Origin of the sequence: Luteimonas sp. 9C (genome assembly GCF_902506295.1) — a bacterium.
In the GTDB taxonomy this organism is placed as follows: Bacteria; Pseudomonadota; Gammaproteobacteria; order Xanthomonadales; family Xanthomonadaceae; genus Luteimonas.
The window spans coordinates 1,279,670-1,306,103 of record NZ_LR733312.1 but is presented as its reverse complement, the minus strand read 5'-3'; the positions used below and the strand labels follow the sequence as shown (position 1 = coordinate 1,306,103).

18 protein-coding genes and 1 tRNA gene are annotated in these 26,434 nt (G+C 68.1%); 14 read left to right on the top strand and 5 right to left on the bottom strand.

Annotation, left to right across the window (positions count from 1 at the left end):
* The first annotated feature begins 8 nt into the window (after window positions 1–8).
* The 11 genes from nuoN to asnB all read left to right on the top strand — a co-directional run bounded on the left by nuoN (window position 9) and on the right by asnB (window position 14,636).
* Window positions 9–1,475, top strand: coding sequence for an NADH-quinone oxidoreductase subunit NuoN (gene nuoN / locus CURTO8I2_RS05820; RefSeq protein ID WP_159679465.1), 1,467 nt, complete (start codon window positions 9–11; stop codon window positions 1,473–1,475).
* A 120-nt stretch (window positions 1,476–1,595) separates the two neighbouring features.
* Window positions 1,596–1,672 (top strand) — tRNA-Met (locus tag CURTO8I2_RS05815).
* 232 nt (window positions 1,673–1,904) lie between these two features.
* The gene (gene rimP, locus CURTO8I2_RS05810; protein ID WP_159679464.1) at window positions 1,905–2,531 is read left to right on the top strand and encodes a ribosome maturation factor RimP; all 627 of its coding nucleotides are present in this window, start codon (window positions 1,905–1,907) and stop codon (window positions 2,529–2,531) included.
* An 8-nt stretch (window positions 2,532–2,539) separates the two neighbouring features.
* Window positions 2,540–4,051, top strand: coding sequence for a transcription termination factor NusA (gene nusA, locus CURTO8I2_RS05805; RefSeq protein WP_159679462.1), 1,512 nt, complete (start codon window positions 2,540–2,542; stop codon window positions 4,049–4,051).
* A 154-nt stretch (window positions 4,052–4,205) separates the two neighbouring features.
* Window positions 4,206–6,815, top strand: a complete 2,610-nt coding sequence (gene infB, locus CURTO8I2_RS05800) for a translation initiation factor IF-2 (RefSeq protein ID WP_159679460.1) — start codon at window positions 4,206–4,208, stop codon at window positions 6,813–6,815.
* 126 nt (window positions 6,816–6,941) lie between these two features.
* Complete coding sequence (gene rbfA, locus CURTO8I2_RS05795) at window positions 6,942–7,304, top strand: 30S ribosome-binding factor RbfA (RefSeq protein WP_159679458.1); 363 nt, start codon at window positions 6,942–6,944, stop codon at window positions 7,302–7,304.
* 52 nt (window positions 7,305–7,356) lie between these two features.
* Entirely contained in the window at window positions 7,357–8,343 is a 987-nt protein-coding gene (gene truB, locus CURTO8I2_RS05790) for a tRNA pseudouridine(55) synthase TruB (protein ID WP_159679456.1), read from the top strand.
* A gap of 150 nt (window positions 8,344–8,493) precedes the next feature.
* On the top strand, window positions 8,494–8,760 hold the full coding sequence (gene rpsO, locus CURTO8I2_RS05785; protein ID WP_159679454.1) for a 30S ribosomal protein S15: 267 nt from the start codon (window positions 8,494–8,496) through the stop codon (window positions 8,758–8,760).
* A 120-nt stretch (window positions 8,761–8,880) separates the two neighbouring features.
* Entirely contained in the window at window positions 8,881–10,989 is a 2,109-nt protein-coding gene (gene pnp, locus CURTO8I2_RS05780; RefSeq protein WP_159679452.1) for a polyribonucleotide nucleotidyltransferase, read from the top strand.
* A gap of 224 nt (window positions 10,990–11,213) precedes the next feature.
* A complete protein-coding gene (gene dctA / locus CURTO8I2_RS05775) occupies window positions 11,214–12,620 on the top strand; it encodes a C4-dicarboxylate transporter DctA (RefSeq protein WP_159679450.1) in 1,407 nt (468 codons plus the stop codon).
* A gap of 312 nt (window positions 12,621–12,932) precedes the next feature.
* Window positions 12,933–14,636 carry an asparagine synthase B gene (asnB, locus tag CURTO8I2_RS05770; RefSeq protein ID WP_159679448.1) on the top strand — a complete coding sequence of 568 codons (1,704 nt, stop codon included), beginning with the start codon at window positions 12,933–12,935 and terminating at the stop codon, window positions 14,634–14,636.
* Window positions 14,637–14,767: 131 nt separating this feature from the next.
* Here the strand turns inward: asnB and CURTO8I2_RS05765 are convergent, their stop codons facing one another.
* Window positions 14,768–15,316: a cytochrome b gene (locus CURTO8I2_RS05765; RefSeq protein ID WP_159679446.1), complete on the bottom strand. Its 549-nt coding sequence runs from the start codon at window positions 15,314–15,316 to the stop codon at window positions 14,768–14,770.
* A gap of 226 nt (window positions 15,317–15,542) precedes the next feature.
* Between CURTO8I2_RS05765 and fabV the strand changes: the two genes are divergently transcribed.
* On the top strand, window positions 15,543–16,754 hold the full coding sequence (gene fabV / locus CURTO8I2_RS05760; protein WP_159681563.1) for an enoyl-ACP reductase FabV: 1,212 nt from the start codon (window positions 15,543–15,545) through the stop codon (window positions 16,752–16,754).
* 793 nt (window positions 16,755–17,547) lie between these two features.
* Here fabV and CURTO8I2_RS05755 read toward each other — a convergent pair.
* The gene (locus tag CURTO8I2_RS05755) at window positions 17,548–20,130 is read right to left on the bottom strand and encodes a penicillin acylase family protein (RefSeq protein ID WP_159679444.1); all 2,583 of its coding nucleotides are present in this window, start codon (window positions 20,128–20,130) and stop codon (window positions 17,548–17,550) included.
* An 86-nt stretch (window positions 20,131–20,216) separates the two neighbouring features.
* Entirely contained in the window at window positions 20,217–21,575 is a 1,359-nt protein-coding gene (locus CURTO8I2_RS05750) for an Hsp70 family protein (protein WP_159679443.1), read from the bottom strand.
* A 187-nt stretch (window positions 21,576–21,762) separates the two neighbouring features.
* On the opposite strand from CURTO8I2_RS05750, the gene bfr reads away from it, so the two are divergent.
* Window positions 21,763–22,260 carry a bacterioferritin gene (gene bfr, locus CURTO8I2_RS05745; RefSeq protein WP_159679441.1) on the top strand — a complete coding sequence of 166 codons (498 nt, stop codon included), beginning with the start codon at window positions 21,763–21,765 and terminating at the stop codon, window positions 22,258–22,260.
* A 146-nt stretch (window positions 22,261–22,406) separates the two neighbouring features.
* Here the strand turns inward: bfr and CURTO8I2_RS05740 are convergent, their stop codons facing one another.
* Complete coding sequence (locus CURTO8I2_RS05740) at window positions 22,407–23,066, bottom strand: thiopurine S-methyltransferase (RefSeq protein ID WP_159679439.1); 660 nt, start codon at window positions 23,064–23,066, stop codon at window positions 22,407–22,409.
* A gap of 141 nt (window positions 23,067–23,207) precedes the next feature.
* Window positions 23,208–25,451, bottom strand: coding sequence for a DNA topoisomerase IV subunit A (gene parC, locus CURTO8I2_RS05735; protein ID WP_159679437.1), 2,244 nt, complete (start codon window positions 25,449–25,451; stop codon window positions 23,208–23,210).
* A 162-nt stretch (window positions 25,452–25,613) separates the two neighbouring features.
* Here parC and CURTO8I2_RS05730 point away from each other — a divergent pair, with 162 nt between their 5' ends.
* Complete coding sequence (locus tag CURTO8I2_RS05730) at window positions 25,614–26,384, top strand: helix-turn-helix domain-containing protein (protein ID WP_159679419.1); 771 nt, start codon at window positions 25,614–25,616, stop codon at window positions 26,382–26,384.
* Window positions 26,385–26,434: the final 50 nt, after the last annotated feature.

Here is a 26,434-nt window from a genome sequence, read left to right as displayed (position 1 = left end):
CCGTTGCGATGATTTCTGCCCCGATGACGCCTCCCATCCGCACGCTGGCCGAGCTGGGCCCGATCGTGCCCGAGCTCGTGATCGTGCTGGGTGCGTTCGCCCTGCTGATGCTCGACCTGTTCATCGACCCGCGCCGCCGGATCATCACCCACGTGCTCGCCGTCGCGACGATGCTCGCCGCGGCCGCCCTGATCGTCTTCGGCGTCGGTGGTCACGGCAGCATCCTCGCCGACATGTTCGTGCGCGATGGTGGCGCCGATGTGCTCAAGGTCGGCGGTCTCGTGGTCGGCGCCGCGGCGCTGGGCTACGCGTGGACCTACCTGCGCGAGCGCGACCTCTATCAGGGCGAGATTCCGGTGCTGTTCCTGTTCACCACCGCCGGCATGATGCTGCTGGTGTCGGCGAACAACCTGACGATGGTCTACGTGGGCCTGGAACTGCTGGCGCTGTGCTCCTACGCGCTGGTCGCCTGCGACCGCGACAGCAAGCTCGCCTCCGAAGCGGCGATGAAGTACTTCGTCCTCGGTGCGCTGGCGTCGGGCATGCTGCTGTTCGGCATGTCGCTGATCTACGGCGCCACCGGCACGCTGTCGCTGCCTGCGATCAACGACGCGATCGGTGGCCTGTCGGGCGATGGCCGGGTGCTGATGCTGACCGGCATGGTGTTCCTGATCGTCGGCATCGCGTTCAAGTTCGGCGCCGCGCCGTTCCACATGTGGCTGCCCGACACCTACCACGGTGCGCCGACGCCGATCGTCGCCTTCATCAGCTCGGTGCCGAAGATCGCCGCGTTCGGCATGGCCTGGCGTCTGCTGGAGACCGCGCTCGGCCCCCTGCACGACCAGGCGCAGATCCTGCTGTCGATCCTTGCCGCGCTGTCGCTGGTGGTCGGCAACCTGTTCGCGCTGGCGCAGACCAATCTCAAGCGCATGCTGGCGTATTCGACGATCTCGCACGTCGGCTTCCTGTTCCTCGGTCTCGCCGGTGGCGGGCAGGTGGGCTATGCCTCGGCGATGTTCTACGTCGTCAGCTACGCCGTGATGTCGGCGGCCGCCTTCGGCGCCATCGTGATGCTGTCGCGCAAGGGCTTCGAAGCCGAACACATCGACGACTACAAGGGCCTGAACCAGCGCAGCCCCTGGATGGCCGGCCTGGTGCTGTGCGTCATGGCGTCGCTGGCCGGCGTGCCGCCGTTCCTGGGCTTCTGGGCCAAGCTCGCCGTGCTGCAGGGTGCCTTGCAGGGCGATCTGCTGTGGCTGGCGATCGTCGGCATCGTGTTCGCCGTGGTGGGTGCGTTCTACTACCTGCGCGTGATCAAGGTCATGTACTTCGACGCGCCCGAGGCCGCGCCGATGGCGCAGCGCCCCGGCACGCCGATGCGCGTGGTGTTCGCACTCAACGTGCTGGCGCTCCTGGTCGTCGTGCCGTTCTTCAGTCCGCTGATGGCGTGGTGCCAGCAGGCATTCGCCGCCTGAGTCTGTTAGAATGCGCGCCCGGTCATCGCGAACGCGGTGATCGGGGGAAGTTCGAAGGACGCGGAATCGTTCGAAACTTCTTGCACTATCGAAGAGAAATCTTCATAATTCCGCTTCTGATGCGGGGTGGAGCAGTCTGGCAGCTCGTCGGGCTCATAACCCGAAGGTCGCAGGTTCAAATCCTGCCCCCGCTACCACATTCAACGCAGTGAAAAAGACGCGCCTCCGGGTGCATCGACGCGAAGAATCTGGGCTTTGCCGAAGCAACTGCTTCGCTTCGGCGCCGACATCCAGTGGTATCGGACAAGGGGCCCATCGGGCCCTTTGTCGTTTTCCACGATCGGAAAACCGCAGGCGCCCCGGGCGACGCGGTGCGCTTGCAACAGCGACGGATCGTGCGGTACCGGACACGCAACGGACGAGGGACCAGTGGCGGACAAGGCGACACAACTGACGGAACTGCTGGCACCGACGGTCGAGGCCCTCGGGCTCGAACTGCTGGGCATCGAATACCTGACCGCGCCCGGTGGCGCGCTCGTGCGCATCTACATCGATGTGCCGGCGCACGCCCAGGCAGGCCAGGCCGATCCCGAAGGCGAGGGCGGTCAGGGCGTGACGATCGAACATTGCGAAGCGGTCAGTCGCGAAGTGTCGGCGCAGCTCGACGTCGAGGACCCGATCAGCGGCAACTACACCCTCGAGGTGTCGTCGCCCGGTATCGACCGTCCGCTGTTCAACGTGGCGCAGTTCGCGCAGTGCCAAGGCGAGACCGCGAAGGTCGGCCTGAAACTGCCGCAGGACGGGCGCCGCCGCCTGACCGGTCGCATCACCGCGGTCGAAGGCGACACCGTGACGTTCGATGTCGACGGCACCGCGTTCACGGTGCAGGCCGACAACGTCGAGAAGGCCCGCGTGGTGCCCGACTGGGCCGCGCTGGGTCTCGCCGCGTCGAGGGACAAGAAGGACAACGGCCGCGCCACCGGCGCGACCCGCAAGGCCAACCACACACCACGTGACAACAAGCGGTCGGCGGATCCGTCGACCGGTGCGGAGTGAATGAAAAGATGAGCAAGGAACTGTTGCTGGTCGTCGATGCGGTCGCCAGCGAGAAGGGCGTCCCGGAATCCGTGATCCTCGAAGCCATCGAGGCCGCGCTGGCGACGGCTGCCAAGAAGCGCTACATGGACCAGGACGTGCTGACGCGCGTCGCGATCGATGCGAAGGACGGCAGCTACGAGACCTTCCGCCGCTGGGAAGTGGTGGCCGATGACGTCGTGATGGAGTCGCCGGATCGCCAGCTGCGCCTGATGGACGCGGTCGACGAGGCCGAGGGTGTCGAAGTCGGCGACTACATCGAAGAGCAGATCGAGAACGTCGACTTCGGTCGCATCGCCGCGCAGGCCGCCAAGCAGGTCATCGTGCAGCGCGTGCGCGAAGCCGAGCGCCAGCAGGTCGTCGATGCGTGGAAGGATCGCGTCGGCGAGCTGGTCACCGGCGTGGTCAAGCGCGTCGAGCGCGGCAACGTCTACGTCGACCTCGGCGGCAACGCGGAAGCGCTGATCCAGAAGGACAAGGCGATTCCGCGCGATGTCGTGCGCGCCGGCGACCGTGTGCGCGGCTTCCTGTACGACGTGCGCAGCGAACCCCGTGGCCCGCAGCTGTTCATCAGCCGCGCCGCGCCGGAATTCATGATGGAGCTGTTCAAGCTCGAAGTGCCGGAAGTCGGCCAGGGTCTGGTCGAGATCAAGGCCTGTGCACGCGATTCGGGCGACCGCGCCAAGATCGCCGTGCTGGCCTACGACACCCGCACCGATCCCATCGGCGCCTGCATCGGCATGCGCGGTTCGCGCGTGCAGGCGGTGTCGAACGAACTGAACGGTGAGCGCGTCGACATCGTGCTGTGGTCGGACAACCCGGCGCAGTTCGTCATCAACGCGATGGCGCCGGCCGAAGTGCAGTCGATCGTCGTCGACGAGGACAAGCACTCGATGGACCTGGCGGTCGCCGAGGACAAGCTCGCCCAGGCGATCGGCAAGGGTGGCCAGAACGTGCGCCTCGCCAGCCGTCTGTCGGGCTGGCAGCTCAACGTGATGACCCAGGACCAGGTCACCGCGAAGTCGGATGCCGAGCAGGCATCGGCGCGCGCCCTGTTCCAGGAGAAGCTGGAAGTCGACGAGGAAATCGCCGGCATCTTGGTGGCCGAGGGCTTCAGCACGGTCGAGGAAATCGCCTACGTGCCGGTCGGCGAGCTGCTGGCGGTCGAGGGCTTCGACGAGGACATCGTCGAGGAACTGCGTGGACGCGCCCGCGACTCGCTGCTCAACGACGCGCTCGCGGTCGAGGAGGGCGTCGACGAGAACGCGCCTGCCGAGGATCTGCTCGCGCTCGAAGGCATGGACGAGGCGACGGCGTACGCGCTGGCCGCCAACGGCATCCGCACCAGCGAGGACCTGTCGGACCTGGGTGCGGACGAAGTGGTCGAGTTCGGCATCGACGATCTCGACGAGGCGCGCGCCGCCGCGCTGATCCTCGCCGCGCGTGCGGAAGAGATCGCGCGGCTGGAAAGGGAAGGCTGACGGGTCGCGCCGGGCCGGTGTCCTGCACCTGCCACGTACGCGACCGCCCGCCACGGATGACGATCCTGTTCGGAACGAATCCCATGCAGCGGTAGAATGACAAATCCACTGCGCCCCGCACTTCGCGGCGGCGCGCAAGGAACCGGAATCACGAATGTCGCAACAAACCACGATCCGCAAGCTGGCCGCACTGGTGAACACGCCGGTCGAGAAACTGCTTGAACAGCTGTCCGAAGCGGGCATGCCGTTCAGCGATCCCGACCAGAGCGTGACCAGTGCCGAGAAGCTCAAGCTGCTCGGTTTCCTCAAGCGCGCACACGGCAAGGGCGATGCCCCGGCCGAGGAAGTCGCCGCGCCGAAGAAGATCACGCTCAGCCGCAGCCGCAAGCAGGAACTGACGGTCGGTGGCGGCAAGAACCGCCAGACGGTCGACGTCGTCGTGCGCAAGAAGGTCACGCTGAGCCCGAACGAGGGTGGCGCGATCGATCCGGACGCCGAGCGCGCCGAGATCCTGCGCAAGCTCGAAGAGTCGCGCGCCAAGAACCTGTCCGAGCAGCAGCGTCTGGCCGAGGACGACAAGCGTCGCGCCGAGGAGGCCGAAGCCCGCAAACGCGAAGCGGAAGCCGAGGCCGAGCGCCTGCGCGAAGCCGCCGCGGCGGCTGCCGCCGCGCCGCCGGAAGAGGCCGAGGCCACCCGCCGGGCACCGACCACGCATGGCCACGGCCACAAGCCGGCCGCGCCGCCGCGTGCCGACGACCGCAATGCGCCTGCCGGTGCCAAGCACAAGGGCAACCGCGGTTCGCACGCGATGGTCAGCGGCGTCGAGGACGACGACAAGACCGCGCGCTTCGCCGGCCAGTTGCACCTGAGCGCCTCCGACCGTGCGCGTCGCAGCACCAGCAATACGCGTGGCAAGCCGCAGCGCGGCGGTCCACAGCGCCGCGGCAATGCGCCGTCGCGCAGCGGCGGTGGCCCGCACGGCTTCGAACGCCCGACCGCACCGATGCAGCGTGAAGTCGCGATCGGCGAAGCGATCACCGTGGCCGACCTCGCGCAGAAGCTCGCGATGAAGGGCGGTGACGTGGTCAAGGCGCTGTTCAAGATGGGCGTCATGGCGACCATCACCCAGACCATCGACCACGACACGGCAGTGCTCGCCGTCGAAGAACTCGGCCACATTCCGGTGCGCGCCGACGCCGACGACGCCGAGAGCGAGCTGATCGCGCACGTGGGCGAAGCGCAGGGCGACCAGGTCGCGCGTCCGCCGGTGGTCACGATCATGGGTCACGTCGATCACGGCAAGACCTCGCTGCTGGACTACATCCGTCGCACCAAGATCGCCTCGGGCGAAGCGGGTGGCATCACCCAGCACATCGGCGCGTACCACGTCGAGACCGACAAGGGTGTCATCAGCTTCCTCGACACCCCGGGCCACGCGGCGTTCACGTCGATGCGCGCCCGCGGCGCCAAGCTCACCGACATCGTGATCCTGGTGGTCGCGGCCGACGACGGCGTCATGCCGCAGACGGTCGAGGCGATCAAGCACGCGAAGGCGGCGAAGGTGCCGCTGATCGTGGCGATCAACAAGATCGACAAGTCCGGCGCGGATCCGTCGCGGGTCAAGAACGAACTGCTCGAACACGACATCGTGGCCGAGGACTTCGGCGGCGACACGCAGATGGTGGAGCTGTCGGCCAAGACCGGCGACGGCGTCGACGACCTGCTCGATGCGATCTCGCTGCAGTCGGAAATCCTCGAGCTGCGCGCGGTCGGCGAAGGCCGCGCGAGCGGTACGGTCATCGAGTCCTCGCTCGACAAGGGCCGTGGCCCGGTCGCGACGGTGCTGGTGCAGAACGGCCTGCTGTCGCGGGGCGACTACCTCGTCTGCGGCGTGCAGTACGGCCGCGTGCGCGCGCTGTTCGACGAGACCGGCAGCCAGGTGCCGACCGCGGGTCCGTCGATCCCGGTGCAGGTGCTGGGTCTGTCGGGCGTGCCGGACGCGGGCGACGATTTCGTCGTCGTCGCGGACGAGCGTCTGGCCAAGGACGTGGCCTCGCAGCGTGACGCCAAGCGCCGCGAAACGCGCCTGGTGCAGGCGGCGGGCAACCGCATGGAAGACATCATGGCGCAGATGGGCCAGGCCGAGCAGCAGCTGTCGCTCAACCTGGTCATCAAGGCCGACGTGCAGGGTTCGGTGGAGGCGCTCAAGCAGTCGCTGGTCGCGCTGTCGAACGAACAGATCCGCATCAACGTCATCGTCTCGGGCGTCGGCGGCATCACCGAGTCGGACGCCAATTCGGCGGCCGCGGCGAAGGCCACCATCATCGGCTTCAACGTCCGCGCCGACGCGTCGGCCCGCAAGGTGATCGAGAACAGCGCGCTGGATCTGCGCTACTTCTCGGTGATCTACGACGTGATCGACCAGGTCAAGCAGGTCGCCTCGGGCATCCTGGGCATGGAGATCCGCGAAGAGATCATCGGTACGGCGGAAGTGCGCGACGTGTTCCGCAGCTCCAAGTTCGGTGCGGTCGCGGGCTCGATGGTCATCGAGGGTGTGGTCAAGCGCAACAAGCCGATCCGCGTGCTGCGTGACAACACGGTCATCTTCGAAGGCGAGCTGGAATCGCTGCGCCGCTTCAAGGAAAACGTCGACGAAGTGCGCAACGGCACGGAGTGCGGCATCGGCGTCAAGGCCTACAACGACGTCAAGCCGGGCGACCAGATCGAGTGCTTCGAGCGCATCGAGGTCCAGCGCACCCTGTAAGGGCGCGCCGCATGCATCGCCGGCGGCCGGGCTCCGTACACACGGACCCGGCCGTCGTCGTCTAGGGCGGTTTCATCCGCCCTGTTCCAGACTGTCTTCCGTCCCATCGCAACAGGTTGCCCTGCCGTGCCCACGAAATCCTTCCACCGTACCGACCGCGTCTCCGCCCAGCTCCGCCGCGAGCTCGGCACGCTCGTGCGCGAGGCCGTTTCCGAACACGGCCTGCCGTCCGTGAGCGTGTCCGATGTGGAGGTCACCCGCGACATGGCGCACGCCAAGGTCTTCGTGACCGCGCTGCAGTCCGAGCGCGCCGACGAGGCGATGCAGGGACTCAAGGCCGTCGCGCACGAGATCCGCTTCCGCCTAGCGCGCGCGGTCAAGCTGCGCCACGTGCCGGAGTTGCATTTCCATTACGACGATTCGGTCGATCGCGGCGAGCGCATCGACAACCTGCTGCGCGATCTCGACAGCGGCCGTCCGGCCGAGTGAGTCCGGCGCGGTCACACCGCCGCCCCGCAGACGCCCGATCCCGCGCCCGCCCATGACGAGTCGCCGCCAGCACGCCCGGCCCCGGACAAAATTCCGCAAGCTCGACGGCATCCTGCTGCTCGACAAGCCGCGCGGCATGAGTTCCAACCAGGCGCTGCAGCGCGTGCGCCACCTGTTCCGGGCCGAGAAGGGCGGCCACACCGGCAGCCTGGACCCGCTGGCGACCGGCCTGCTGCCGGTCTGTTTCGGCGAAGCGACCAAGATTGCCGGCGGCCTGCTCGGCGCGCGCAAGGCCTACACCACGGTCGCCCGGCTCGGCCAGGTCACCGATACCGACGACGCCGACGGCGAGATCCTGCGCGAGCGTCCGGTGCCGGCCTTGACCATCGAAACGCTCGATGCCGCGCTCGCCCAGCTGGTCGGACGCATCCAGCAGCGTCCGCCGATCTACTCCGCGCTCAAGCGCGGCGGCGAACCGCTCTACGCCAAGGCCCGCCGCGGCGAGGTCGTCGAAGTCGACCTGCGTCCGGTGGACGTCCATGCGTTCGAACTGCAGTCGGCGGCCGATCTGCTCGACGGCGTGCTCGAGCCCGGCGGCATGCCGCAGCTGCGGCTGCACGTCGAATGCGGTTCGGGCACCTACGTGCGCAGCCTGGTCCGCGATCTGGGCGAGCTGCTGGGCTGCGGCGCGCATGTCGCCGAACTGCGCCGGTTGTGGGTCGATCCCTTCCGCGATCCGCGCATGTGGACGCTGGAGGACCTGCAGGCGCTGGCCGCGCGCGGCGAACCCCAGCTCGAAGCCTGCCTGCTGGATGTGGAGGCCGGCATGCTGGCGTGGCCGAAGGTCCACGTCGACGCGCGCCAGGCGGCGCGGCTGCAGAACGGCCAGGACGTGCCCGGCCCGTACAGCCCGGCGGGCGAGGTGGCCATCATCGGTCCGGCCGGTCGCGCCGAGGGGCTGGGGCAGGTGGTCGAGGACGGCCGCCTGAAGCCGCAGCGCATGTTCCGCCGCGCCGATGCCAACGCCACCGGGGCCTGAACGGCCGCCTTGTCCGGCTGTCCGCCCAGCGGTACAATTTCGCCGCCTTTTTCAAGGCACACTGCAGCATCCATCCACAGGCGGTCCGGGCGGTACGCGACGTCTACACGTCGCCGTCTTCTGCGGGACCCGCGTCCAGAGAACCATTAAATGACCAGCACCATCGACAACGGCAAGATCATCGAAGACCACAAGCGCGGCGACAACGACACCGGCTCCCCGGAAGTCCAGGTCGCTCTGCTGACCGCACGCATCGTGCACCTGACCGAGCACTTCAAGACGCACAAGAAGGACCACCACAGCCGCCGCGGCCTGCTGATGATGGTCAACCGTCGTCGCAGCCTGCTCGACTATCTGCACCGGAAGGATGCGGATCGTTACAAGGCCCTGATCGAGAAGCTCGGTCTGCGTCGCTAAACCCGATACCCACCGCGGCGCAGAAATGCGCCGCGGTTCTTTTTAGGGCGTGGGCAGCGTCCGCCCGGACGGGGCATGGGTCCCGGTCGGTTCATCGCAAGAGACATCAAGGAATTCAACGTGGCGAAAGTGACAAAGAGCTTCCAGTTCGGCAACCACACGGTGATGCTCGAGACCGGCGAGATCGCGCGCCAGGCCGGCGGCGCCGTCATGGTGTCGTGCGAGGGCACCCAGGTGCTGGTCACCGCGGTCGCCAACAAGACCGCACGCGAAGGGCAGGATTTCTTCCCGCTGACCGTCGACTACCAGGAGAAGTTCTACGCCGGCGGCCGCATCCCGGGCGGCTTCTTCAAGCGTGAAGGTCGCGCCACCGAGAAGGAAACGCTGACGTCGCGCCTGATCGACCGTCCGATCCGCCCTCTGTTCCCCGATGGCTTCCGCAACGAAGTCCAGGTCATCGCCACCGTGATGTCGATGAACCCCGAGATCGACGGCGACATCCTTGCCCTGATCGGCGCCTCGGCTGCACTGTCGCTTTCGGGCGCGCCGTTCGACGGCCCGATCGGTGCCGCCAAGGTCGGTTACAAGGACGGCCAGTACCTGCTGAACCCGACCGTCTCCGAGCTGAAGGATTCGGATCTCGAGCTCGTCGTCGCCGGTACCGCGAACGCCGTGCTGATGGTCGAGTCGGAAGCCAAGGAACTCTCGGAAGACGTGATGCTGGGCGCGGTGATGTTCGGCCACCAGCAGATGCAGGTCGCGATCGAGACGATCAACGCCCTGGTCGCCGAAGCGGGCAAGCCGAAGTGGGAGTGGTCGGCCCCGGCTGCCAACGAAGGCCTGATCTCGGCCATCCGCAGTGCCGTCGGCGAGCAGCTCGCCAGCGCGTTCCAGGTTCGCGACAAGCTCGAGCGCAAGGACGCGATCTCCAAGGTCAAGAAGGCGATCCTCGAGGCCGTGCAGCCGCACGCCGAAGCCAACGCCTGGTCGAACAGCGAGCTGTCGAAGGAATTCGGCGAGCAGGAATACCAGACGATGCGCGACTCGGTCCTCAAGACCAAGGTCCGTATCGATGGTCGCGCGCTCGACACCGTGCGTCCGATCAGCTCGAAGGTCAGCATCCTCCCGCGCGTGCACGGCTCCTCGCTGTTCACCCGTGGCGAAACGCAGGCGATCGTCGCCGTGACCCTCGGCACCGCGCGCGATGGCCAGATCATCGACGCCGTCGCCGGCGAGTACAAAGAGCACTTCCTGTTCCACTACAACTTCCCCCCGTACTCGGTGGGCGAAGCCGGCCGCATGATGGGCCCGAAGCGTCGCGAGATCGGCCACGGCCGTCTGGCCAAGCGCGGCGTGCTCGCCGTGATGCCGACGATGGAAGAGTTCCCGTACACCATCCGCGTCGTGTCGGAGATCACCGAGTCGAACGGTTCCTCGTCGATGGCGTCGGTCTGCGGTTCGTCGCTTGCGCTGATGGATGCGGGCGTGCCGATCAAGGCACCGGTCGCCGGCATCGCGATGGGCCTGGTCAAGGAAGGCGACGACTACGTCGTGCTGTCGGACATCCTGGGTGACGAAGATCATCTCGGCGACATGGACTTCAAGGTCGCCGGCACCACGAACGGCATCTCGGCGCTGCAGATGGACATCAAGATCCAGGGCATCACCGAAGAGATCATGAAGGTCGCGCTGGCCCAGGCGAAGCAGGGTCGTCTGCACATCCTGCAGGAGATGAGCAGCGCGCTGACCACGGCCCGTACCGAGCTCAGCGAGTTCGCGCCGCGCCTGATCACGATCAAGATCCACCCCGACAAGATCCGCGAAGTCATCGGCAAGGGCGGTTCGGTCATCCAGGGCATTACCAAGGAGACCGGCACCCAGATCGACATCCAGGACGACGGCACGATCACGATCGCGTCGGTCGACGCGGCCGCCGGTCGCGCCGCCAAGGAGCGCATCGAGCAGATCACGTCGGACGTCGAGCCGGGTCGCATCTACGAGGGCAAGGTCGTCAAGCTGATGGACTTCGGTGCATTCGTGACGATCTCCCCCGGCAAGGACGGTCTGGTGCACGTGTCGCAGATCTCCAACGAGCGCGTCGAGAAGGTCGGCGACGTGCTCAAGGAAGGCGACGTGGTCAAGGTCAAGGTGCTGGAAGTCGACAAGCAGGGCCGCATCCGCCTGTCGATGAAGGCCGTCGCCGAAGGCGAAGGCACGCCGGCCGAGTAATCGCCAGCGCTGCATGTATCAAGAGGACGGGCCGCGCAAGCGGCCCGTTTTCGTTGGCGGATCGGATTGGATGGGTGTGGCGCGCGCCTGGCGTCCGGCGGATCGGCTCATCCCGTAGGCGTCTTAATGCACGTCCCACAGCGCCGGCGCGGTACGAACCTGACTGCGCGCACTAGTCCCATGGTGTGAGTTTGCGATCGCCGTTCATCTGGCAGGCTTGCGACATGCAGACTGATCCCTCGACCCCGAACGCCGTCAGAGCCCCGACCCCCGGGCCCGCGCCGAAGCGCAAACAGCTGTGGCATCACCTGTACTTCTGGGTGCTCGTCGGCATCGCCGCCGGCATCACCATCGGCCTGGTGGCGCCCGAAATCGGCGCGCAGATGAAATGGCTGGCCGATCTCTTCATCAAGCTGGTCAAGGTGGTCATCGCGCCGACCATCTTCGCGACCGTCGCGGTCGGCATCGCCGGACTCGGCAACCTCGCCAAGGCCGGCGGCCTGGCGCTCAAGACCGTCGTCTACTTCAACATCACCACCGTGTTCGCGCTGGGTATCGGCCTGGTGGTCATCAACCTGCTGGGCCCGGGCCGCATGCTTGGCCTGGATCTCGCGACCTTCGACGCATCCGCGGCCGAGGGGACGCTCAGCAGCGCGGGCGCGGCCGCCGGCGAGGGATTGACCGGGTTCCTGCTGCACCTCGTTCCCAGCTCGTTCTTCGGCGCCTTCGTCGAAGGCCAGCTGATCCAGGTGCTGGTGATGGCGATCCTCGTCGCCTGCGCGATCACGATGCTCGGCGAGCGCGGCAAGCCCGCCGTCGCCGCGCTCGACACGATCGCCCAGGTGATGTTCGGCGTCATCAAGATCGTCATGTGGTTCGCGCCGCTGGGCGCGATGGGCGGCATGGCCTTCACGATCGGCGAGTACGGCAGCGCGATCCTCGGCTCGCTCGGCTACTTCATGGTCAGCTTCTGGATGACCTGCCTGCTGTTCCTGTTCCTGGTGCTCGGACCGATCTGCTGGTGGTCGGGCTTCAGCATCTTCAAGTACATCCGGCTGATCCGCGACGAGCTGCTGATCGTGCTCGGGACCTCTTCGTCGGAGACGGTGCTGCCGCGCATGCTGGCGAAACTCGAGGCGGCCGGCGTGCCGAAGTCGGTCGTCGGCCTGACCATTCCCACCGGGTATTCGTTCAATCTCGACGGCACCGCGATCTACATGACGATGGGGGCGATCTTCATCGCCCAGGCCTTCGGCATCGAAGTGCCACTGGGCACGCAGATCGCGCTGCTGGTCTTCATGCTGATCTCGTCGAACGGCGCGGCCGGTGTGTCGGGCGCGGGCCTGGTGACGCTGGCCGCGTCGCTGGCCGCGTTCGAGAGCGTGATCCCGCTGGCGGGCATCGCACTGATCGTCGGCATCGACCGCTTCATGTCGGAGGGCCGTGCGCTGACCAACCTCACCGGCAATGGTATCGGCACGCTGGTCGTGGCGCGCTGGACCGGGCAGCTGGATCGCGAGCGCCTGGCCGAAGTGCTCGACAATCCGCGACTCGTCGATCCCGACCGTCTGCTGGCCGAGAAGAATGCCGCAGCCGCGCAGTCGCCGATCGACGCCCTGCCGGTCAAATGACCCGATGGCCGCCTGTCGACGCGGCTTGCGTTGAACAGATATCCGCGGCCGTTGCGCACGCAACGGTTGCGCGTCCACCGCAGAGCCTTTAGGTTGCAGTCCATGCCCCGCATCGCCGCCAACAATCGCAACCGCAACGCACTGCGCACGAATAATCGTGCGCGGCCGATGCGGGTGTGGGAGCTGGCGCAGCAGTAAGCAGAAACGCGCAGGCACCGGAACACGAACCCGCATCGGCCGCGATGCGGGTTTTTTTGTGTCCGCATCCGGCTCCACCGACATCGCGATCCACGACATCCCAGGAGCTCCCTCATGTGTTCGATCTTCGGCATCTTCGGCCTGCAACCGGGCGACGACGCCACCGCCCTGCGCCGGCAGGCGCTGGAGTGTTCGCAGCGCCAGCGCCATCGCGGCCCCGACTGGAGCGGCGTCCATGTCGACGACCGCGCGATCCTCGTGCACGAACGTCTCGCCATTGTCGATCCGGCGGGTGGCTCGCAGCCGCTGCTGTCGCAGGACGGCGCGCTGGTGCTCGCGGTCAACGGCGAGATCTACAACCACCAGGCGCTGAAGACCGAGTTGCGCGTGCCGTACGCGTTCCAGACCGCGTCGGACTGCGAAGTGGTCAGCGCCCTGTATCGCGAGCACGAGGCCGACGGCAGCGGCCCGTCGGCGTTTCTGGAACGTCTCAACGGCATCTTCGCGTTCGCGCTGTGGGACCGCGACAGCGGCCGCGCACTCATCGCGCGTGATCCGATCGGCGTGGTGCCGCTGTACTGGGGGCATGACCGCGAAGGCCGCCTGCGCGTCGCCTCGGAGATGAAGGCGCTGGTCGATACCTGCGCCGATGTCGCGCAGTTCCCGCCCGGCCACTGGTACGACAGCGCGACCGGCGTGCTCACGGCGTACTACAGGCAACCGTGGCGCGACTTCGATGCGGTCGAAGGTGTGGATGTGTCGCTCGACGACGTGCGCGAGGCCTTCGAGGCTGCCGTGCATCGCCAGCTGATGACCGACGTGCCGTATGGCGTGCTGCTCTCCGGCGGCCTGGATTCCTCGCTGGTCGCCGCTGTTGCCGCGCGCTACGCGCGGCATCGCGTCGAGGATGGCGACCAGACCGAAGCCTGGTGGCCGCGTCTGCATTCGTTCGCGATCGGTCTCAAGGGCTCACCCGATCTCGCCGCCGCGGCGATCGCCGCCGAGTCGCTGGGCACCGTACATCACGGCTTCGAATACACGTTCGAGGAGGGCCTCGATGCGATTCCCGATGTGATCCGCCATGTCGAAACCTTCGACGTCACCACGATCCGCGCGTCGACGCCGATGTTCCTGCTCGCGCGCCGCATCAAGGCGATGGGCGTCAAGATGGTGCTGTCGGGGGAGGGCAGTGACGAGATCTTCGGCGGCTATCTGTACTTCCACAAGGCGCCCGACGCGCGGCAGTTCCACGAGGAGCTGGTGCGCAAGCTCGACGCGCTGCACACCTACGACTGTTTGCGCGCGAACAAGTCGATGATGGCCTGGGGCGTGGAACCGCGCGTGCCGTTTCTCGACCGCGAGTTCCTCGACGTGGCGATGCGCTTCGACGCCGCGCACAAGATGGTCCGCCGCGGCAGCGACGGGTATCAGCGCATGGAAAAGGGCGTGCTGCGCGCCGCGTTCGACGGGCATCTGCCCGACGAGATCCTGTGGCGGCAGAAGGAGCAGTTCAGCGACGGCGTCGGCTACGGCTGGATCGACGGGCTCAAGGCGCATGCGGAAGGCCAGGTCAGCGATCGCGAACTTGCGGCGGCGGCGAGCCGCTTTCCCCACAACCCGCCGCAGACCAAGGAGGCGTACTTCTACCGCAGCGTGTTCGAGCGGCTGTTTCCCTCACCGGCGGCCGCGGCGACCGTGCCGGGCGGCAAGTCGATCGCGTGCTCGTCGCCCGCGGCGATCGCCTGGGACGCGGCGTTCGCGAACGCGGCCGATCCGTCGGGACGGGCGGTAGCCGGTGTGCATCAGGCCGCCGTCTAGCGACGCGGCGCGACAGGTGCGTGCACGTGAGCGAACAGCTCCGCGTACGTCCGCGCTCCAGCGCACGCGCACAACCGTGCACACGGCCCACATCTTCTGCAGAAGCGCGCGCCTGCCCGGGAGACTGGACGTCAGAGTCTGCCGGCCATCCGCGCGAGCGTCGTGTCGCGCCAGACGACGTGATGCAGCGCGACCATCGCCACGTGCCCGACGATCACCGCGAGCAGCGTCCACGCCAGCACACCGTGGGACAGGTTGGCCGGTGCCATCATCCAGGCGATCTGCTCGCCGGTCTGCGGGAGCAGGGGCACCCCCCACGGCGCGAAGCCGCGGCCACTGCCGTACTCGCGCAGCAGGGCGACGGTGGGGATGTAGAACATCAGCGCGTAGAGCAGCGCATGGCCAGCCCCCGCCAGGCGGCCGACGGCGGTGCGCGGATGCGGCGGCCGGCGGCGCCATTGCGACAGGCCCCAAGCGCCGCGCAGCAGGATCGCCAGCATCAACAGCGTGCCGACCGGCTTGTGCGTGCCGACGAGAAACGCGGTCAGCGGATGCTTGCCCAGGATCAGCTTCACGCCCATGCCGGTGAACTGCCAGGCGAACAGGGCGGCCATGCCCCAGTGCAGCAGGCGCGTGACCAGCCCGTAGCGCAGCGGTGAATCGATCCAGCGAGACGGCATGGGTGCATCCGGGGCAGAAATCCGATGCACAGTTCAGCCGGGCGCCCGTGCGCTGTCAATCGCGCAGATGTGCGGCGCGCGTGCAGGCACGCGTGTGCAGATGCCTCCAGGCGCCGGCCCGCGATCGTTCGCGTTCCACCCGCGATCACCATTGACCCCCGTACGGGACCGCGGGGACCCCAGCCCGTAAACTGGCGCCTACGTTTCCAGACACATGGGCAGCACAGTGATCATCCATCCCAAGGTCCGCGGCTTCATCTGCACCACCACGCATCCGACCGGCTGCGACCACAACGTGCGCGACCAGATCGCCGCCACGCGTGCGCGCGGCGTGCGCGACGACGGTCCGAAGAATGTGCTGGTGATCGGCGCGTCCAGCGGTTACGGCCTGGCGGCGCGCATCAGCGCGGCCTTCGGTTTCGGCGCGGACACGCTCGGCGTCTTTTTCGAGAAGCCCGGTACCGACAAGAAGCCCGGCACCGCCGGCTGGTACAACTCGGCCGCGTTCGATCGCTATGCGAAGGACGCCGGCCTCTACAGCCGCTCGATCAATGGCGATGCGTTTTCCGACGCCGCGCGCGCGCAGGCGATCGACCTGATCAGGAACGAGATGGGCGGCCAGGTCGACCTGGTCGTCTATTCGCTGGCCTCACCGGTGCGCAAGCTGCCGGACACCGGCGAAGTGAAGCGCTCGGCGCTCAAGCCGATCGGCGAGGCCTACACCTCGACCGCGATCGACACCAACAAGGACCAGATCATCGAAGCGTCGATCGAGCCGGCGACCGAGCAGGAGATCGCCGACACCGTGACCGTGATGGGCGGGCAGGACTGGCAGCTGTGGATCGACGCGCTGCGCGAGGCCGGCGTGCTGGCCGACGGCGCGAAGACCGTGGCCTTCAGCTACATCGGCACCGAGATCACCTGGCCGATCTACTGGCACGGCGCGCTGGGCAAGGCCAAGGCCGACCTCGACGCGACCGCGCGACGTATCGATGCGCAGCTCAAGGAGACCGGCGGCAGCGCGAACGTCGCCGTGCTCAAGTCCGTGGTCACCCAGGCCAGCGCCGCGATTCCGGTGCTGCCGCTCTACATCGCCATCGCCTTCAAGGTGATGAAGGAGAAGGGCCTGCACGAAGGCACGCTCGACCAGCTGGACCGCCTGTTCCGCGAGCGCATGTATCGCACCGACGGCGCGCCGGGCCAGGTCGACGACGAAGCCCGCCTGCGCCTCGACGACTGGGAACTGCGCGACGACGTGCAGGCGCAGTGCAAGGCGCTGTGGCCGCAGGTCACCAGCGAGAACCTGTTTGCGCTGACCGATTACGCGGGCTACAAGCACGAATTCCTCAAGCTGTTCGGCTTCGAGCGCAGCGATGTGGATTACGACGCCGAGGTGGATCCGGTGGCGGACTTCGATGTGATCGAACTGCGTGAGTGATCACGCACACGTTCTAGAAAAACCCCGCTTCTGCGGGGTTTTTTCTGGTCGATCTGTGTTGTCCTGTGCATGCGGTGGGCGATGGGAATCGGATGTTCTGCTTTGGCTTTGGCCTCGGCTTCTGCTTCTGCTTAGGATTTGCTCTTGATTTGCTCTTGATTTGCTCTTGACCTGAATCGAGCCGTAGAGCGAGCCGAGCATCGCAGGGCGACGGGGTCGAAGAGCAGCCCATGTCTGAGCGCAGCGAGTTTGGGCTGCGTGCCCCGTCGTCCGAGAAGCGCAGGGGACCGCCGCGGCCGTATCGCGGCGGATCGCGTCCGGCGAAGACGGTTTTGCTTATTTTTGCCAAGACAAAAGTAAGCCGCGCGACAGCGCGGAAGCCCTGTCTTTGATCTTCGCTCCTGCGGTTGATCCATTGTTTTGTCCAGAAGATCAGAGTCGCAAAGCGACGGGCGACGAGCGAAGAAGCTGGAGCAAGTGCAGAGCTTTCGCCCGCTGCGCGCGCGAGCCCCTTTTGGATGGACCCAAAAGGAACCAAAAGGTCCCTTCGCCGGACGCGAGCCGACGCGGTGAAGCCGCGTCGGTGCCCTCCGCGCCTCGCCTGGCGCGGCACGGCGCCCAAACTCGCTGCGCTCAGACATGGGCGCCTCTACGGCCGCGCCAGGCTCCGGTGCTCGGCTCGCTCTACGGCTCGATTCAAGTCAAAGGCTGGGAGCCAGAGCCAGAGCCAGAGCCGAGGCCGAGGCCTAGGCCGAAGCAAAAGCCGAAGCCGAAGCAACGCAGATCGGGCGCCTCAGCGATTCTCCTGCGTTTCCGGCACGAGCTTCAGCGTATGCGCCGTCGCCCGCGGCAAAAACGGCGAAGCACGCCCCTGCGCCCAGTCGTCGTGGCCGGCGCCCCAGTAGGGCGACAGAGGATGTCCGCTCTGGCCGCCGGGCATGTGGGTGATGCCGTCGGCTTCGTGTCCGGGCGCGACGACCATGCGTTGCGAGGCGCCGAAGGCCGGCCCTTGGACGCGCGGTACGGTGCCGTCGCCGGGGAGTGGCTCGGCCGGCATGCACAGCGCGCGTTTGCCGAGCAGCGGAAGCGCCGACGCGAGCGGGTGGCAGATCGCGGTCGTGTTGCGTTCGCCCCAGGTGCGTCCCGCGAGCGGGCGATCGCCGGCCACGCTGTCGCGCGCGTCGCGGGCTGCGTCTTCGAACAGTGCCTGCCAGCCGTCGTCGACCGGTGTGCAGCGACCGCGCTGCGTGGCCGCTGTGCATGCGAAGCGACGCGGCAACAGATGCGCTGGACGCTGTTCGACCAGCGGCCAGACGACGCCTTCGAAGTTCGGCGGATCGGGCGTTTCGAAGGTGTCGCCCAGCGCCGCACGCGCGGGTGCGGCAAGGCCGTCGGCGAGACGTGCGTGGACGGCCAGACGCCACGCGCGCACCAGTCGGTAGCCGACGGAGTCGACGCTGGCATGGCCGTTCCAGTCGCGCGAGGCAGCGGCGAGCGCGCGCAACGCGCTGTCGTGGCCCGCTTCGTTCGCGATCGAGTCGAGCAACGCGTGCCAGCGCGCCAGCAGCAGAGCGCGATCGTCGAGCTGGATCGCGAGCAGATCGGCCTCCTTGAACTGCGCACGCGACTCCAGGCCCTCCCGGATCTGCCACGCACGTATACCGAGGGCGGCGCCGCCATCGCCGAGGCGTGCGAAATCTGCGCCGTCGACGACGCGGCTGTTCGCCGTCCACAGACGATCGGTCTCCGGCGAGCGCAGCAGTGGCGAGGCACTCGTGGTGATGGACCAGGGCGCGCAGCGGTCCGCGCCGGCCGCCACATCGGCCGCCAGCGGCACGGAGACGGCGCGGCCATCGCAGCCGGCGTCGCGCATCGGAATCGGGCCGAGCAGGCGCCAGGCGATGCGGCCGGCGCGATCGCCGATCACCAGGTTCTGCGTCGGCGTGGCGGTGCGATCGGCGATGGCCAGTGCGTCGTCGAGATCGCGCGCGTGGGCGAAGTCGGCAAGGCCGAAATTCAGCGCGCCGGGCTGATGCGCGGTCCAGCGCAGGGCGAGCGCACTGCCATCCGCGTCGCGATGGACCAGTGGGCCCCAGTCGCTGTCTTCGACGACCAGCGTGACCGCCTCGCTGCCGGCGACACCGATGGGTTCTTCATGTCGCGCGACCGGCGTGCAGCCCGCGGGCGCGCCGTCGACACAGGGCACGACGCGCTGCCAGTCGAGGTAGTCGCCATAACTGTTGGTGAAGCCCCAGGCGACGTGCGTGTTGCTGCCGACGATGACCGCGGGCAGGCCGGGCAGGGTGAAGCCGGTGACGTCGACCTGGCCGCCCGGCGCACGTGGATCGGGATAGCGCAGGCGTGCGCGGAACCAGATGTTGGGCGCGCGCAGGCCCAGATGCATGTCGTCCGCGACGAGGGCACGGCCGTCGGCGGTCAGGGTCCCGGCCACTGCAAAGTTGTTGCTGCCAGGCGAAAGATCCGCCGACGCGGGCGGCACACCTGGGCCGCGCTCCCGTGCCGCGGAAGAGAGGGAAGCCGTTCGTGGATCAAATGGCATCAGGGCCAGCCGGGATGCCGGGGGTGAAGCCTCGACTTGCGTCGCCCTGACAGACGCGAGCGGCGATGCTTCACTGCGCGCGCCCTTGATCTCCACGACATCCAGCGTCCGCAGATCCACGGCCTCCGCGCCCGGCAACACCGCATCGCCACGTGCAGCGCCGAACAGCGGCGCATCCCAGCGGCTGCCGTCATGCGCGAACAGATCGAACAGCGCCCGCGGCAGTGCGGGCCGCAGACGGTGCATCGCCAGTTCGCGCGCGTTGGTCGCATCCTGCAGATCGAAATACATCGCGAAGCCGGTCAGCGCGGAATCCGCGGGCGCCCACGGCTGCGCCGTCTGCCGCAGCAGCAGGTAGGCCCACGGCCTTGCACCGAGTGATGCGAGCCCGGCGTTGGCGCCGTCGGCATAGGCCTGCAGCTGCGGCATGCGATCGCCTGCGATCGCGGTGAGATCGGCTTCGACACGTGCACGCATGCGATGCACGCGATTGCGCTTGTCGGTGTCGAGGGCGCGTGCGCCGAACAGGGCCGACAGCTCGCCCGCGGGCACGCGGCGCATCAGGTCCATCTCGAAATAACGTTCCTGTGCGTGGACGAAACCGAGCGCGCGCATCGCGTCGGTCTCGTTGGCGGCCGTGATCGTGACCACGCCGGCGGCATCGCGTTCGATGGTCGCAGGCGCGCCGAGTCCGGTCAGCGACCGGTCGCCGTCGAGCGTCGGCAGGCTCGCGCGCAGCGACAGCCAGACGAAGAGGCCTGCGGCGAGCAGCAGCACCACGAGTGCGAGCGTCGCCCGCGGAATCCATTTGCGCATCCGCACGTCCCCGGCCGCGGCAGATGCGGCGTGGTCCGATTATTCCACGGGCGTGTTGCGCACCGGCGCGGCGCCGGCCCGGTGGCTCAGTTGCGGGCGTGCTCGGCCAGACCGGACACCACGCCCAGCGACGGATCGCCGCGCACGATGCGCGCATCCGGGAAACGCGCCTGCGCGGCGGCCTGCACGTAGGGCGCGCCGGACATGCCGCCGGTGAGGAACAGGCTGTCGGGCGGCGTGTCCAGATCGCCGCGTACGTCGTCGAGCAGGGCGCCGATGGTGCCGAGGAAACGCGCGCTGGCAGTCTCCAGCGCAGCGCGCGTTGCATCCACGCGCAGGCCGGGTTCGATGTAGTCCATCGCATGGCCGGCTGCGTCGTGGGCGCTCAGCCGCACCTTCATGCCCTCCACGCCGCGATACAGGCGCGTGGTGCCGCCGTCGCGCTGCAGCGCCTGCAGACGCGCGCCAAACGGCGCATCGACGTGGCCGAAGTCGCGCTTGTGGAAATCCCGCTGGCGCGGCATGTCCTGCACGGTCGCCGCCTCGACGAAATGATGGACCGGAATGCGGCTGGCGCCCTTGCCGAACACCGGCATGACCTGGGCCATGCTCAGTGCGAGGTCGACATCGGTCCCGCCGTTGGCGACGCCCCAGGCGCGATGTACGCGCGGCGCGCTGTCGCCACCGACCTCCGCCAGCGCGATGTCGGTGGTGCCGCCGCCGATGTCCACGACCAGCGTGGTGTGCCGATGCGGACTTTCGGCGTGGTAGTGCAGCGCGGCCGCGGCGGGTTCCTCGAGAAATTCGATCGCATCGAAGCCGGCCTGGCCCGCGGCGTCGCGCAGCAGCGCCAGCGCCTGCTCGCCGCCGGCTTCGCCGAGCGAACTGCGGAAGCGCACCGGCCGGCCCAGCGTCGCGGCGCGCACCGTGGTGCCGAGCTGCTGGCTCGCGGTGAGGCGGATGTGCTCGAGAATGTGCGCGGCGATGCCGGTGATGGTGTCCTTGGCGCGCGGGTGCAGGTTGAAGCCGAGCATCGACTTCGGCGACTGCACCAGGTTGCCGCTGCCTTCGAGCAGATAGCTTTCGATCGCCGCCTCGCCGAAGACCGCATGCTGCAGGTCCGCTACCGAGGATTCCGCATCGCGCATGCGCGCTTCCAGCCACTGGCGGCGCACGATGCGGATCGCGTCACGGCGCAGCTGCGCAGCGGGGCGCGGCGCCGCGCCTGCGCGGGTCTGGTCGCTGCGCAGGCCACGCATCAAGGCGTCCACCTCGGCTTCCATGGCGCCGTCGAGTTCGAAGGCGTCGAGATCGGGCAGGGTGGTCGGGAAGAACACCGCGGTGCGGAACTGCGGCTGTCCGTCGAACTGGATGTGCACCAGCCGGTCGCCGATGCGCGCCGCGGCGGCGGAGTAGCTGGTACCGAAATCGATGCCGATCTTCATGGGGGCGCGACAGGCGGAAGGCGCGGGAGTCTACGCCGATGCGCGTCGCGGTGCCTGCAACGGGCCCGACGACTCACGCGGCACCCGGCCTGCGCGGCTGAGAATGCGAAATGCATGCATTCCCATCCGATCATGCTTTACGGCAGCCCGGCATACTGCGCGCATTCCACGTGTTGCGAGCGCTGCCATGAAAGGACATCCCGAAGTCGTCGATTACCTGAAGTTCCTGCTCCGCGGTGAGCTGGCGGCGCGCGACCAGTACTTCCTGCATTCGCGCCGTTACGAGGACCTGGGGCTTCAGCAGCTCTACACCCGCATCAACCACGAGATGGAAGAGGAAACCCAGCACGCGGACGCGCTGCTCAGGCGCATCCTGTTCCTGGAAGGCACGCCGGACATGCGCCCCGATGCGTTCGAGCCCGGCGTCACCGTCGAGGAGATGCTGCGCAAGGATCTCGCGCTCGAGTATCTGGTGCGCGACAACCTCGCCAAGGGCATCGTATTGTGCGAACAGCACGACGATTTCGTCACCCGCGAAGTGCTGGTGACCCAGCTCGCCGACACCGAGGAAGATCACACGTACTGGCTGGAGAAGCAGTTGCGCCTGATCGAGATGATCGGCCTGCAGCGCTACCAGCAGAGCCGCATGGGCGAGGCGGACGGGACCCACGCCGGGGTGGGGTGAGCGAAGCGCGGCGTGTTCGCCGCATTGTCGGACGATCGGAAACGCCCGCGCCTGTCGTGGGCGTTTCTGTTTTCAACAGGTGGAAAGCCGCCGCCCGATTCGACTCGAAGCCATCGAAGCCGTCCCGATCCGCGCGCCAACCCGCATCACTCCCGTCGCACTACCCTGTACACGGCCGTCGACAACGCAGTCACGCCATGCGCCGCGAAGCCCGGCTCGTTCGCCAGAATGTCGCGCCGCTCGGCGAGATCGATCTGCCAGTCGTCATCGAGCAGCGCATGCACCTCGTCCGCCTCGACCGAGAACGGCGGTCCCGCCTTCTGCGCCTGTGGATACTCCAGCGTGACCAGCAGCCCGCGGCATCCCGCCGGCAGTCGTCGCCAGGCCGTGGCCGCATACACGCTGCGCAGGTCCGGCGGCAGGGCGATCAGCGCCGCGCGATCGTAGACCGCCGTGCAGTCCGCGAGTGCATCGGCCTGCAGCGCGAACGCATCGCCGACGATCAGTTCGTACGCACCGGCGACGAAATGCACGCCGGCAGCCGTCTCGTGGGTCGCCGGTACCAGCCCGCGTTCGTCGAAGAACTGGCGCACCGCCAGCTCCGACAGTTCGACACCGAGCACGCGATGGCCGCGCTCGGCCAGCCACAGCATGTCCAAAGATTTGCCGCACAGCGGCACGAACACGCGGGCCTCCGCCTCGAGATCGAGGCCGGGCCAATGCTTCGACAGCAGCGGCAACGGCGCGTCGAGATGGAAGCCGATGCGGTTGTGGGACCAGCGTTCGTGCCAGAACTCGGGGTGCATGGAGCGCCTGTTGGCTGTGCGCGCGCACGTGCGCGCGATGGGGCGGTGTGCCGGGACGGCGTCCTCGCGCGCGCTCCCGCGGCTTCTTGATGCGTTCGGAGCGGACGCGCAGCGGATCGCCGCGACGCGCCCGCGCCTTCATCATTCGACGTCGAGCCCCTCGACCTTCTGCCAGCCGCGTGGCAGCAGGCCGCCACGCGAGGCGCGTGCGCCGATGTAGGTGTCGAGTTCCTTGAACGCGAGCGTCATCGTCCGCGCGCCCGAACGCACCAGCAGCGACGCGCCGGGCGGCACGACGGCAACGGCGACGACCTGCTCGGTGCCGCGCTTGGCCTTCGGGATCTCGATGATCTTGTTGCCCTTGCCCTTGTCGAGTTCCGGCAGCTCGGCCACCGGGAAGGCCAGCAGATGTCCGGCGCTGGTGACCACGACCAGGCGATCCGACTCCACCGCGCGTACCGCCGCCGGCTGCAGCACCGTCGAGCCCGGCGACAGCGACAGCATCGCCTTGCCGGCCTTCTGGCGACCGGTGAGGTTCTCGAAACGCGTCACGAAGCCGTAGCCGTGCGACGAGGCCACGACGAAGCGCGCCTCGGTCTCGCCGGCGACCACGGCCTGGAACGACGCGCCCGCGGCCGGCGAGAACCGGCCCGTCAGCGGCTCGCCGTTGCCGCGCGCGCTGGGAAGCGAATGCGCGACGGTGGAGTAGCTGCGTCCGGTCGAATCGAGGAAGGCGACCTGCTGCGTGCTGCGCCCGCGCGCGAACGCGAGCAGGCTGTCGCCGTCGCGATAGTTCATGCCGGCGGGGTCGACGTCGTGGCCCTTGGCCGCGCGGACCCAGCCCTTCTCGCTGACGACGATGGTCACCGGCTCGCTCGGCACCAGGTTGCTCTCGTCGAGCGCCTGCGCGGCGCCGCGGGCGACCAGGGGCGAGCGACGTGCATCGCCGTACTTCTTCGCATCCGCCAGCAGCTCGTCCTTGATGAGCTTCTTCAGCCTGGTCTTGCTGTCGAGCGTGGCGATCAGGCGATCGCGCTCGCTTTCCAGCTCGGCCTGCTCGCCGCGGATCTTCATTTCCTCCAGGCGCGCGAGCTGGCGCAGGCGCGTCTCCAGGATGTAGTCCACCTGGTCGTCGCTGAGTTCGAACCGCGCCTGCAGTACGGCGCGCGGCTCGTCCTCGGTACGGATGATGCGGATCACCTCGTCGAGGTTGAGGAAGGCGATCAGCAGTGCGTCGAGCAGGTGCAGGCGACGCTCGACCTTCTCCAGGCGGTGGGTCAGGCGGCGGGTCACGGTGGTGGTGCGGAACTGCAGCCACTCGGCGAGCAGCATCTTCAGGTTCTTGACCTGCGGGCGGCCGTCGAGCCCGATCACGTTGAGATTGACGCGGTAGCTCTTCTCGAGATCCGTCGTCGCGAACAGGTGGCCCATCAGCTGCTCGGCGTCCACCCGGTTGGAACGCGGAATCAGCACCACGCGCACCGGATTGGCGTGGTCGGACTCGTCGCGGATGTCCTCCAGCCACGGCAGCTTCTTGGCGCGCATCTGCGCGGCGATCTGCTCGATGACCTTGCTCGGGCTGACCTGGTGCGGCAGCGCGGTGATGACGATGTTGGTGTGCTCTTTTTCGAACGTCGCACGCGCCCGCACGCTGCCGTGGCCGGTCTCGTACATCTGCAGCAGATCGGCGGCCGGCGTGATGATCTCGGCGCTGGTCGGATAGTCGGGGCCGCGGACGTGCTCGCACAGGTCGCGCACGGTCGCGTCTGGATCGTCGAGCAGGCGCACGCTGGCGCTGACGATCTCGTTGACGTTGTGCGGCGGCACGTCGGTGGCCATGCCGACCGCGATGCCGGTGGTGCCGTTGAGCAGCAGGTGCGGCAGGCGCGCCGGCAGCCATGAGGGTTCTTCCAGCGTGCCGTCGAAGTTGTCGGTCCAGTCGACGGTACCGTGGCCGAGTTCGGCCAGCAGCATCTCGGCGATCGGCGTCATCTTCGACTCGGTGTAACGCATCGCCGCGAAGGATTTCGGATCGTCGCTGGAGCCGAAGTTGCCCTGGCCGTCGATCAGCGGATAGCGGTAGGAGAACGGCTGCGCCATCAGCACCAGCGCCTCGTAGCACGCGCTGTCGCCGTGCGGATGGTATTTGCCGATCACGTCGCCGACGGTGCGCGCGGACTTCTTCGGCTTCGCCGCCGCGCCCAGGCCCAGTTCGCTCATCGCGTAGATGATGCGGCGCTGCACGGGCTTGAGGCCGTCGCCGATGAACGGCAGTGCGCGGTCGAGCACCACGTACATCGAATAGTCGAGATAGGCGCGCTCGGCGAATTCGCGCAGCGGCAGCTGCTCGAAGCCATGGAAGGGGGTGCGGACGGACTCGGTCATCGGGACAGCATCTACGGCGGAACCGGGGATTTTAGCGGCTGGGGATCGCAGGTGCTGCGTCGGCGATGCGGTTCCGCCGCACGGCGGCCTGCAACGCGGGTCCGGGCCGACGACGTGCCGCCGTGGGCCTGCGACGGGAAGGCGGCGGGTATCATCGGCCCTATGGACACCAGGCCCGGAGCGCGCAGTGCAGCAGAGCCCGCCGGCACCGCGCGGCATGCCGCCGCCGGCAGCCCAAAGCGGGCGACGCACGGCGGTTGCGCGGGCTGCCTGGCCAGGCCGCTCGCGATCTGCGCGTCGATTCCGGCGGCGGACACGCATGCGCTGGAAGCCGCGGCCGGCGAAGTGCTGCTGCCCGCGGGCGCCACGCTGGCCAGCGAGGGCGATCCGCGCCGCGAGGTGTACACCGTCACCCGCGGCATGTTGCGGCGCGTGCGGCTGCTGTCGGACGGGCGCCGTCTGGTCGCGGGCTTCCTGATGGCCGGCGATTTCATCGGCTTCAGTGGCGCGCCGCGCTACCGGCACACGCTCGAGGCGGTGACCGACTGCGGGCTGTGCGCGTTTCCGCTGCAATCGATGCGCAGCCTGTGCCAGCGCTACCCCGATCTCGAGTCCGGCATGCTGGCCCAGGCCTGCAGCGAGCTCGATGCGACGCGCGGCAATCTGATGCTGCTGGGGCGGCTGGCGCCGGGCGAGCGGCTGGCAGGGTTCCTCGTCGAGCTCGGCGCGCGCCAGCAGCCGCGGGGCGGTGCGAGCGACCACGTCGATCTGCCGATGACCCGCGCCGACATCGCCGATCATCTGGGCCTGACCATCGAGACCGTGAGTCGCAGTTTCACCAGGCTGCGGCAGAGCGGGGCGATCGCGTTCGAGGATCCCAGGCGGATCCGACTGGTGGATGTCGCCGCGTTGCGGCGCGCGGCGGGGCTGTAGCGACTGCGGTTGGCTCGAGCCCTCCCCCGCCCGGCGGGGGAGGGTGGGGT